This is a genomic window from Spirillospora sp. NPDC047418, from assembly GCF_040643275.1.
Lineage (GTDB): Bacteria > Actinomycetota > Actinomycetes > Streptosporangiales > Streptosporangiaceae > Spirillospora.
On sequence record NZ_JBEYTW010000165.1, the window covers coordinates 1 to 9,713 of the forward strand.

The following is a 9,713-nucleotide window of genomic DNA, read 5'->3' on the forward strand; positions in this document are numbered from 1 at the left end:
GCGGGGTGTTGTTGTAATCGGGCGGCACATAACAACAACACGCCGCAGGTCAACGGGAATGGGAGCGGCCCGCGGCGTTCCCTGTCGGACGCCGCGGGCCGTGTTCTTGTTGGGAGCCGTTGCTGTCAGGAGGTCATGCAGTGCGGTTCCAGGGTCGTCGCCCCGCTGGGGGCGTTCGCGGTGAAGCCGAACGTGGCCGAGGCGCCGACGGCGAGCGAGCCGTTCCAGGCCGCGTTCTTGACCGTGACGTCCGGGCCGGACTGCGTGTAGGTGCCGTTCCACAGGCTGCCGACCGTCTCGCCGTTGGCGAAGGTGAAGTGGGCCATCCAGCCGTTGAGCGGCAGCGTGCCGGTGTTGGTGACCTCGACCTCGCCCTGGTAGCCGCCGCCCCAGCTGTTGACGGAGTGGTACTCGGCGGTGCACACCATGCCGGGCGTGCCGGGCGGGTCGGTCGGATCGGTGGGCGGGTCGGTCGGGTCCCCGTCGCCCTCGCCGACGCCCGTCACCTCGCCGTTGCCGCCGTCGAACACGACGTCGGAGCAGCCGTAGAACGTCTCGTTGCTGTCCGAGCGCTGCCACACGGTGTAGATGATGTGGCGGCCGCTCTTGCCGGACGGGAGCGCGGCGTTCCAGTGGTAGTAGGCGTCCTCGTTGCCGGGCGACCCGACGCTGGGCGGGTCGGTGGCGCTGTAGAACGGCTCGCTCTCCAGGTCGTCCCAGCTGAGCGGGCGGGTCGGGCTCCAGGTGTCCTTGGTGATGTAGGTGCGGAACGTCCCCGGGTGCGCGGCCCACTTGTTGAACCTGAACTCGACGTTCGCGCCGGAGGTCAGGTGCGTGACCGGCCAGTCGTCGCGGGCCAGGTCGTAGCCGCTGAAGTCGTACACGACCGCGCCGCCGCTGCACAGCTGCCCGTCGGGGATGAAGCCGCTGGTGCGGCCGGCGCCGTCGGAGCGGAGCACGGCGAACCAGTTGTAGAGCGACGTCGTGCCGCTCTCCGCGATCGCCGCCGCGCAGGCCGGGTTGTGCGGGACGAGCTGCCCGCTGGCGGTCAGCGCGTCCTTCCAGCACAGGTACGTGCGGCTGCCCGGCATCATCATCGCGCCGTGCGCGGACGCCGGCACCGCCGTCAGCAGGGCGCCGGCCAGCATGGCGGGGCCGAGCACCGCCCCCGCAACGAGGGCCCTTCGTCGTCGCTTTCCCATCGTCCTCCCGTCCACGGGGTGAGGAGAGTCCTGTCCAACCGGAAGCTAACTCCGGACCACCGGACCCCGGAACGGTCCTTTCAGCCTTTCATCCGGGGCCGGGGAGGACAGGACCATACGGCCCGGACGCGGTCGTCCGGGCCGTCCCGCGGCGGGCGCTCGGCCCTGGCCCGTCTGTTCGCTCAGCCCTTCGTGGCGCCGGCGGTGAGCCCTCCGATCAGCTGGCGCTCGGCGACGGCGTAGAACGCCAGCGCCGGGACCATCGCCAGCACGATGTAGGCGATGACGAGCGCGTAGTTCGTCGAGTACTGCCCCTGGAACTGCTGGATGCCGACGGGGATCGTCTGCCATTTCGGGTCGGCCAGCACCAGCAGCGGCAGGAAGAAGTTGTTCCAGCTCGTCACGATGGCGAGGACCGACACGGTGCCGAGGGCGGGCCGCGCCATCGGCAGCAGGATGCGCCAGAAGAACCCGAACCGGCTGCAGCCGTCCATGATGGCGGCCTCCTCCAGCTCCGCGGGGATCGTCCGGAAGAACGACCGCAGGATGATGATCGTGACGGGCAGCGCGAACGCGGCCTGCGGCAGGACGATGCCGAGCGGGTTGTCCAGCAGCCCGAACGAGCGCAGCAGGACGAACAGCGGGAGCACGGCCACCGCGGGCGGGAACATCAGCCCCATCGCGAACAGCGTGAAGAAGAACTCCCGGCCCCGGAAGGCGTAGCGGGCGAACGCGAACGCCGCCATCGCCGCCACCGCGACGGTGATCAGCGTCGTGGCGATCGCGATCATCACGCTGTTGCCGATCTGCCGCCAGAAGTCGCCCGACGACAGGATGCCGGTGTAGTTCGAGACCTGCCAGTGGTCCGGCAGCCCGAACGGGTCGGCGGTGAGGTCGCCGGTGGTCTTGAACCCGGAGATCACCGCGTACAGCAGCGGGACGACGATGAAGGAGCCGAGCAGCCAGACCATGGCGTGCCGGGACATGCTCCGCGCGAGGGTCGCTCTCATCGGCGGCCTCCCGCGGAGGTGACCGCGCCCTGCAGGTCGCGGCGGAGCGCGTAGCGCTGGTAGATCAGGGAGAAGATCATGCTGATCACGAACATGGCCACGCTGATCGCGCTGGCGTAGCCCATCTGGTAGCGCTTGAAGCCGAACTGGAACATGGTGACGGCCATCGTCTCGGTGGAGTGCGTCGGCCCGCCCGTCGTGGTGACCCACACGAGGTCGAAGAGCTGGATCGAGCCGATGACGGACAGGAACACGCTGATCCGCAGGGTCGGGGCGAGCAGCGGCAGCGTGACGCTGCGGAACCGCCGCCACGGGCCCGCCCCGTCGATCGAGGCGGCCTCCAGCACCTCCGACGGGATGCCCTGCAGCCCGGCGAGGTAGATCATCATGTGGAACCCGAAGTACTTCCACGTCATGACGGCGAACAGGGTCGGCAGCGCGGTGTCGGGGTCGGCGAACCACCGGCCGGCGAGGTCGCCGAGCAGCGGCAGGTCGCCGACGAGCTTGTCGGCGAGCCCGTCGCCCGGCAGGAAGATGATGCCGAACAGGACGCCGGCGATGACCTCGGACAGGATGTAGGGCGCGAAGAAGATCGCCCGGTACACCGCGCGGCCGCGCATCTTCTGGTTCAGCAGCACGGCGGTGCCGAGCGCGATCGGCAGCTGGACGGCGATGGAGAACACGACCAGCAGCAGGCCGCGCCACAGGTCGCCGCGGAAGACCGGGTCGTCGGCGAGCTTGCGGTAGTTGCCGAGGCCGGTGAAGTCGTCGGGCCGCCCGAAGCCGCCCCAGTGGAAGAAGCTCGTGTAGAACGCGACGAAGATCGGGATCAGGACGAAGAAGAAGAACAGCAGCAGGGCCGGCAGCAAAAACCAGGTGGTGGACGCCCAGCCGCGCACCCGCGCCCACGCCGACGCCTCGGGGCCCCGCTTGCGCGGGGCCCGCGAGGCGTGCCGCGGCCGATTCTCGGTCGTGGCGGACAGTGTCATTGGCTCTTTGCCGCCTTGGTGACCGACTCGGTGACCTGCTGGGGCGTCTTCTTGCCGCCGATCAGCGCCGAGACGCTGTCATTGACCTCCTGCCCGACGGCGGGCGGGAACGCCTGGTCGAGGTAGAGCTGGAACCCGGTGGAGCTGTTCAGCGCGTCGGCGACCAGCTTGCGGTTCTTGTCGAGCTCGCTCTCGGCGCCCTTGACGACCGGCATGAACGCACCCGAGGAGACGAGCTTGCGCTCGTTCTCGTTGTTCATGAGGAAGGCCAGGAAGTCGATGGCCTCCTTGGGGGCGTCCTTGCTGAGCGCGTGCCCGTTGCCGCCGCCGAACACCTCGGTGGCGGTGCCCTGGCCGCCCTCCACGGTCGGGAAGGGGAACCAGCCGAGGTCGTCGCCGAGGTCCTTGCCGGAGGCGTCCTTCTCCACCGCGGGCGCCCACTGCCCCATCAGCTCCATGGCGGCCTTGCCGCCGCCCATGGTCGCGGCCTGCCCGCCGGGCGCGTCGTACCCGGCGTTCTGGAAGCCCTTCTGGAAGGGCTGCAGGTCGACGAGCTCCTTGAGCTTGTCCCCGGCGGAGACGAAGGCGGCGCCGCTGAAGTCGTTGTTCTGCTGGGCCTGCTGGAGCGCGGACAGCCCGCCGATGCGCATGGCGAGGTAGGCCCAGTAGTACATCTCGGGCCACTTGTCCTTGCCGGCGATCGCGATGGGCGTGATCCCCGCGGTCTTGAGCTTGCGGACGGCGTCCAGGTACTCCGTCCAGGTCTTCGGGGTGTCCTTGACGCCGGCCTTCTCGAACAGCGCCTTGTTGTACCAGAAGCCCACGCCGCCCATGTCGTACGGGATGGCGTAGGTCTTGCCGTCGAACTGGTACGGCTTCTGCGACACCGGCGTCATCGTGTTCAGGATGGCCGAGCCGTCGGAGGTGACGTCCTTGACCAGGCCGGCGTCGATCTGCTGCTTGAGCACGCCCCCGCCCCACGTCACGAAGATGTCCGGCAGCTTGCCGGAGGCGGTGAGCGCCGTCATCTTCGACTTGAACGCCTCGTTCTCGAGGTTGGTGAGCTTGATCTTGACGTCCGGATGCGCGGCCTCGTACGCCTTGGCGATCTGCGGATAGAGCGTCTTGGACGGCTCGGTGGTCGCGATGTCCATCCACTCGACGGTGACCTTGCCGCCTGCGGAGTCGCCGTCGCCGCACGCGGCGAGGAGGGGTGCGGCGGTGACCACCACGGCGCCTGCGGAGACTGCGGTCAGGAACGAACGGCGCGACAGGTGCGGAATGCCCATGATGGCCTCCTGGATCGGGGGTGGGCCTGGCCTGGAAGTGACTGGGGGGACGGACGGCGCGGAAGTCGTCCGCTTCGAAATTTTTCGAAAGTCTTCGAGCTTGCCGTTGCCGTGGAACTCTAAGAAAAGGCCACGCCACGGTCAAGACTTCGGGCACTGTTGACCTAAATGAAATGTTGAGAAGTCCGACACGGGGGGTAGGAGCGAGCGAAACATTGCGATACTGTTCGCAATCGTTTCCTCGGGGAGGAGTGAAGCGTGCCCGTGCGCACCACCGAAGGGATGCCGGACCCGCCGTCCCGGCCGACCCTGGCGCTGATCGCGTCGAAGGCGGGGGTCTCCCCCGCGACCGTGTCCAAGGTCCTGAACGGCCGGACCGACGTGGCGGCCGCGACCCGCGAGCGGGTGGAGGAGCTGCTGCGCGCCCACAACTACCCGGGTCCGGGCGGCTCCCGCCGGGCCCGCAGGTCCGGCCTGATCGACCTGGTCCTGGCCGGCCTCGACAGCCCGTGGGCGGTCGAGATCATGCGCGGCGTGGAGGGCGAGTGCGCCGAGCACGGCACCGGCGTCGTCGTCTCGCTGGTGCGCGAGGACGACGCCCGGCCGCCGAGCTGGCAGAACCTGCCCGCGCTGCACCACAGCGACGGGGTCATCCTGGTGACGTCCCGGATGACCCGCCGCCAGCGCGAGCAGCTGGAGCGGGCCGGTGTCGCGCTGGTGCTGGTCGATCCGGTGAACCTGCCGGACACCGACATCGCCAGCGTCGGCGCGACCAACTGGGCCGGCGGCCTCGCCGCCACCGAGCACCTGATCGGGCTGGGCCACCGCCGCATCGCTATGATCGGCGGCCCGGCCGACATGCTCTGCACCCAGGCCCGCCTGGACGGCTACCGGACGGCGCTGGAGCGCGCCGGGATCGAGGTGGACAAGGACCTCGTCCGGTACGGCGACTTCCACCACCAGGGCGGCTTCGCCCGCAGCCGCGAGCTGCTGGAGCTGCCCGAGCCGCCGACCGCGATCTTCGCGGGCAGCGACGAGCAGGCCATGGGCGCCTACCAGGCGGCCCGGCTCGCCGGCCTGCGCATCCCCGAGGACCTGAGCGTCGTCGGCTTCGACGACCTGCCCACCTGCGAGTGGCTCTCGCCGCCGCTCACCACCGTCCGGCAGCCGCTGGAGGAGATGGGCCGCGTCGCGGCCCGCACGCTGCTCCAGCTGCTGGACGGCCGCCCCCCGCTGACCCCGCGCGTGGAGCTGGCCACCGACCTGCGTGTCCGCGCCTCCACCGCCCCGCCGCCCCCCTCGGAGGAACGATGACCGAAGCCGCCCCGGCCGCGAGCGCGACCCGCGAGCCCTGGCAGGACCCCGGGTCGCCGGTCGCCGAGCGGGTCGCCGACCTGCTGGCCCGGATGACGCCGGAGGAGAAGGCGGGGCAGCTCGCCGGGTTCTGGGCGATACCCGCCGGACCGGGCGAGCCCGTGGCCCCGATGGAGGACGACCTGGGCGAGACGTCCCTGGACGAGCTCGTCGAACGGGGCCTCGGGCAGCTCACCCGCGTGTTCGGGACCTCTCCCGTCCCGGCCGCCGAGGGCGCCGCCCGGCTCCGCGAGCTGCAGGGCATCGTCGCCGCCGGCAACCGCTTCGGCATCCCGGCGATCGCGCACGAGGAGTGCCTGAACGGCTTCATGACGTGGGGCGCCACCGTGTTCCCCAGCCCGCCCGCGTGGGGCGCCAGCTTCGACGCCGGCCTGGTGGGCGAGATGGCCGCCGCGATCGGGTCCACGCTGCGGGCGGCCGGCGTCCACCAGGGCCTCGCACCGGTGCTGGACGTCGTCCGCGACGCCCGCTGGGGCCGGACGGAGGAGTGCATCGGCGAGGACCCGTATCTCGTCGGGGTCCTCGGCACGGCCTACGTGAGGGCCATGGAACGGTCCGGCATCGTCACGACGCTGAAGCACTTCGCCGGCTACTCGGCCTCCCGGGCGGCCCGGAACATGGCGCCGGCCCCGATCGGGCCGCGCGAGTTCGCCGACGTCGTCCTCGAACCGTTCGTCATGGCGCTGCGCGACGGCGGCGCCCGCTCGGTCATGCACTCCTACACCGACGTGGACGGCATGCCCGCCGCCGGCGACGAGCGGCTGCTGACCGGGCTGCTGCGCGACGAGCTGGGCTTCACCGGCCTCGTCGTCGCCGACTACTTCGGCATCTCGTTCCTGGAGACCCGGCACCGGGTGGCCGGGTCGCGCGGCGAGGCGGGCGCCCTCGCGCTGCGCGCCGGGATCGACGTGGAGCTGCCGACCGTCCGCTGCTACGGCGAGCCGCTGCTGGAGCTGGTCCGGTCGGGCGCCGTGCCGGAGGAACTGCTGGACCGGGCCGCCGGCCGGGTGCTGGCGATGAAGGCCGAACTCGGCCTCCTGGACGGCGCGCCCCGGCCGGAGGACGCCGGCGGGGACGGCGCGGCGCTGGACTTCGACCCGCCCGAGCACCGCGCGCTCGCGCGGCGGCTCGCCGAGGAGTCGGTCGTGCTGCTGGCCAACGACGGCGTGCTGCCGCTGCGCTCCGGCGACGGCGTCGTGGTGACGGGGCCGCTCGCCGAGGACCCGTTCGCGATGATGGGCTGCTACACGTTCCCGAGCCATGTCGGCCGCCAGCACCCGGAGCTGCCGCTCGGCCTGGACATCCCCGCCGTGGCCGACGCGCTGCGCGGCGAGCTGCCCGGCGTCCGGGTGGCGGGCTCCAAGGACGTGCTCGTCGCCGACGACGCCGACATCGAGGCCGCCGCCGCCGCGGCGCGGGACGCGCAGGTGTGCGTGCTCGTGCTCGGCGACCGGGCCGGGCTGTTCGGCCGCGGCACCTCCGGCGAGGGCTGCGACGCCGAGACGCTCGCGCTGCCGGGGCGGCAGGCGGAGCTGGCCCACGCCGTCCTGGACACCGGCACGCCCACCGTCATCGTGATGCTCAGCGGCCGGCCGTACGCGATCGAGGGCGTCGCCGACCGGGCCGCCGCCGTGGTGCAGGCGTTCTTCCCCGGGGAGGAGGGCGGACGCGCGGTCGCGGGCGTCCTCGCCGGACGGGTCGACCCGTCCGGGCGGATGCCGATCAGTGTGCCGCGCCGCGCGTCCGGCTCGCCCGTCACCTACCTGCGGTCGCCGATGGACGGCGGGCACGACTGGAGCACGGTCGACCCCGTCCCGCTGTACCCGTTCGGCCACGGCCTCACCTGGACGACGTTCGAGTACGCGGACCTCGCGGTGGGCGAGCGCGCCGCCACCGACGGGACCGTCACGGTCAGCGCGGTCGTCCGCAACACCGGCGACCGGGCGGGGACCGAGGTCGCCCAGCTGTACCTGTCGGACCCGGTCGCGTCCGTGGTACGGCCGGTGCGCTGGCTCGCCGGGTGGGCCCGGGTCCGGCTGGAGCCCGGCGCGGCGGCCCGCGTGGCGTTCGAGGTGCACGCCGACCGGACCTCCTTCACCGGGCCGGACCTGCGCCGCATCGTCGAGCCCGGCGTGGTGGAGGTCGCGGTCGGGCGGTCGAGCGCCGACCTGCCGCTGGAGGGCTCCTTCACGCTGGAGGGCCCCGTCCGGGACCTCGGCACGGACCGCGTCCTCACCGTGCCCGTGGAGGTGACGCCGCTTTGACGCCGCCCGGCGACGCCCGGTTCGGCAACCCCGTGCTGCCGGGCTTCCACCCCGATCCGTCGATCTGCCGCACCGGCGACGACTTCTACCTGGTGACGTCGACCTTCGAATGGTTCCCCGGCCTGCCGGTGTTCCACAGCCGCGACCTGGTGCACTGGCGGCCGATCGGGCACGCGCTCGACCGGCCGGACCAGCTCCCCCTGGACGGCGTCCCGGCGTCGGGCGGCCTGTACGCGCCGACGCTCCGCCACCACGACGGCACCTTCTACCTCGTCTGCACGCTCGTCGACGGCGCGGAGTGGTCGGGCCACTTCGTGCTGACGGCGTCCGATCCGGCCGGCCCGTGGTCGGACGCGCACCGGCTGGACGGCGAGGGCATCGACCCGTCCCTGTTCTTCGACGACGACGGCCGCGCCTGGTGCACCGGCACCCGGCCGACCGGCAGGTACGAGGGGCACACCGAGATCTGGCTGCGCGAGTTCGACCCGGCGGCGCTCGCGCTGACCGGCGACGAGCACGTGATCTGGGACGGGGCGCTCAAGGGCGCGATCTGGTCGGAGGGCTCGCACCTCTACAAGGCCGGCGGGCGGTACTTCCTGCTCACGGCCGAGGGCGGCACGGCCATGGACCACGCCGTGATGGTCGCGCGCGCCGACGCGGTGACCGGCCCGTACGAGGGGAATCCGCGCAACCCGATCCTGACCAACCGCAACCTCGGCGCCGGCCATCCGATCGTCGGCGCCGGGCACGCCGACCTGGTGGACACACCGGGCGGCGAGTGGTGGATGGTGCTGCTCGCGATGCGCCCGCACCACGGCGACCGGTGCGCCCTCGGCCGGGAGACGTTCCTGGCCCCGGTCGTCTGGGAGGACGGGTGGCCGGTCACCGGCGGGCGGCTGGAGGCGGGCCATCCGGCGCCCGCGCTCCCGCCGCACCCGTGGCCGGCGGTCCCGGTGTGCGACCAGTTCGCCGGACCCGAGCTGGACCCGGCCTGGAACATGCCGCGGACACCGCGGGAACGGTGGTGGAGCCTGGCCGAGCGTCCCGGGCATCTGCGGCTGCGCGTCCGCCCGGAGAGCCTCGCCGACGCCGCCAACCCGTCGTTCGTCGGGCGGCGCCAGCAGCACCACGACTTCGCCGCCTTCACCGCGCTGGACTTCACTCCCGCCGACGAGGAGTCGGCGGGGCTCGCGCTCGTCCAGAACGGCGACTTCCACGTCCTGCTCGTGTCGACGGGCATGGGGCTGCGCCTCGTCAAGCGCGAGCAGGGCATCGAGACGGTCCTGGCGAGGGGACCGGCCGCTCCCGGGCCGGTCGGGCTCGGCTTCGAGGCGCACGGCCGCTGGTACCAGGCGACCTGCAGCGTGGAGCCGGGCGTCTGGAGGCCGCTCGGCGATCCCGTGGACGGCGACATCCTCACCAGCCAGGTAGCGGGCGGCTTCACCGGCACCTACATCGGCCTGTACGCGACGTCCGGCGGCCGGGCGAGCACCAACCACGCCGACTTCGCCTGGTTCGAATACACCCCGCTCCGTTGACCTGCGGCGTGTTGTTGTTATGAGCCGCCGGATAACAACAACACGCC

7 protein-coding genes are annotated in these 9,713 nt (G+C 72.0%); 3 read left to right on the top strand and 4 right to left on the bottom strand.

What is annotated here, in order from left to right; genetic code table 11:
* Positions 1-125: 125 nt before the first annotated feature.
* From ABZ806_RS44060 to ABZ806_RS44075, 4 genes are all read right to left on the bottom strand, one after another.
* Positions 126-1,202 (bottom strand): lytic polysaccharide monooxygenase auxiliary activity family 9 protein, encoded by a 1,077-nt coding sequence (locus ABZ806_RS44060; RefSeq protein ID WP_500225776.1) that lies wholly within the window; start codon positions 1,200-1,202, stop codon positions 126-128.
* A gap of 182 nt (positions 1,203-1,384) precedes the next feature.
* Positions 1,385-2,212 (bottom strand): carbohydrate ABC transporter permease, encoded by an 828-nt coding sequence (locus ABZ806_RS44065; protein ID WP_500225779.1) that lies wholly within the window; start codon positions 2,210-2,212, stop codon positions 1,385-1,387.
* Positions 2,209-3,201 carry a carbohydrate ABC transporter permease gene (locus tag ABZ806_RS44070; RefSeq protein WP_500225785.1) on the bottom strand — a complete coding sequence of 331 codons (993 nt, stop codon included), beginning with the start codon at positions 3,199-3,201 and terminating at the stop codon, positions 2,209-2,211. Before ABZ806_RS44070 ends, ABZ806_RS44065 begins: the two co-directional genes overlap by 4 nt.
* Positions 3,198-4,490, bottom strand: a complete 1,293-nt coding sequence (locus ABZ806_RS44075) for an extracellular solute-binding protein (protein WP_500225788.1) — start codon at positions 4,488-4,490, stop codon at positions 3,198-3,200. The genes ABZ806_RS44070 and ABZ806_RS44075 overlap by 4 nt, the downstream gene beginning before the upstream one ends.
* A 282-nt stretch (positions 4,491-4,772) precedes the next feature.
* On the opposite strand from ABZ806_RS44075, the gene ABZ806_RS44080 reads away from it, so the two are divergent.
* The 3 genes from ABZ806_RS44080 to ABZ806_RS44090 are packed head-to-tail and all read left to right on the top strand — an operon-like array spanning position 4,773 to position 9,666.
* Positions 4,773-5,804, top strand: a complete 1,032-nt coding sequence (locus ABZ806_RS44080) for a LacI family DNA-binding transcriptional regulator (RefSeq protein WP_500225792.1) — start codon at positions 4,773-4,775, stop codon at positions 5,802-5,804.
* Positions 5,801-8,128, top strand: coding sequence for a glycoside hydrolase family 3 N-terminal domain-containing protein (locus ABZ806_RS44085; protein ID WP_500225789.1), 2,328 nt, complete (start codon positions 5,801-5,803; stop codon positions 8,126-8,128). Before ABZ806_RS44080 ends, ABZ806_RS44085 begins: the two co-directional genes overlap by 4 nt.
* Positions 8,125-9,666: a glycoside hydrolase family 43 protein gene (locus ABZ806_RS44090; RefSeq protein WP_500225790.1), complete on the top strand. Its 1,542-nt coding sequence runs from the start codon at positions 8,125-8,127 to the stop codon at positions 9,664-9,666. The genes ABZ806_RS44085 and ABZ806_RS44090 overlap by 4 nt, the downstream gene beginning before the upstream one ends.
* Positions 9,667-9,713: the final 47 nt, after the last annotated feature.

Bases quoted from the DNA above. Each gene is read 5' to 3' on its own strand.
- ABZ806_RS44085 (WP_500225789.1), top strand. From the start codon at position 5,801: ATGACCGAAGCCGCCCCGGCCGCGAGCGCGACCCGCGAGCCCTGGCAG.
- ABZ806_RS44075 (WP_500225788.1), bottom strand. From the start codon at position 4,490: ATGGGCATTCCGCACCTGTCGCGCCGTTCGTTCCTGACCGCAGTCTCC.
- ABZ806_RS44080 (WP_500225792.1), top strand. From the start codon at position 4,773: ATGCCGGACCCGCCGTCCCGGCCGACCCTGGCGCTGATCGCGTCGAAG.
- ABZ806_RS44060 (WP_500225776.1), bottom strand. From the start codon at position 1,202: ATGGGAAAGCGACGACGAAGGGCCCTCGTTGCGGGGGCGGTGCTCGGC.
- ABZ806_RS44070 (WP_500225785.1), bottom strand. From the start codon at position 3,201: ATGACACTGTCCGCCACGACCGAGAATCGGCCGCGGCACGCCTCGCGG.
- ABZ806_RS44065 (WP_500225779.1), bottom strand. From the start codon at position 2,212: ATGAGAGCGACCCTCGCGCGGAGCATGTCCCGGCACGCCATGGTCTGG.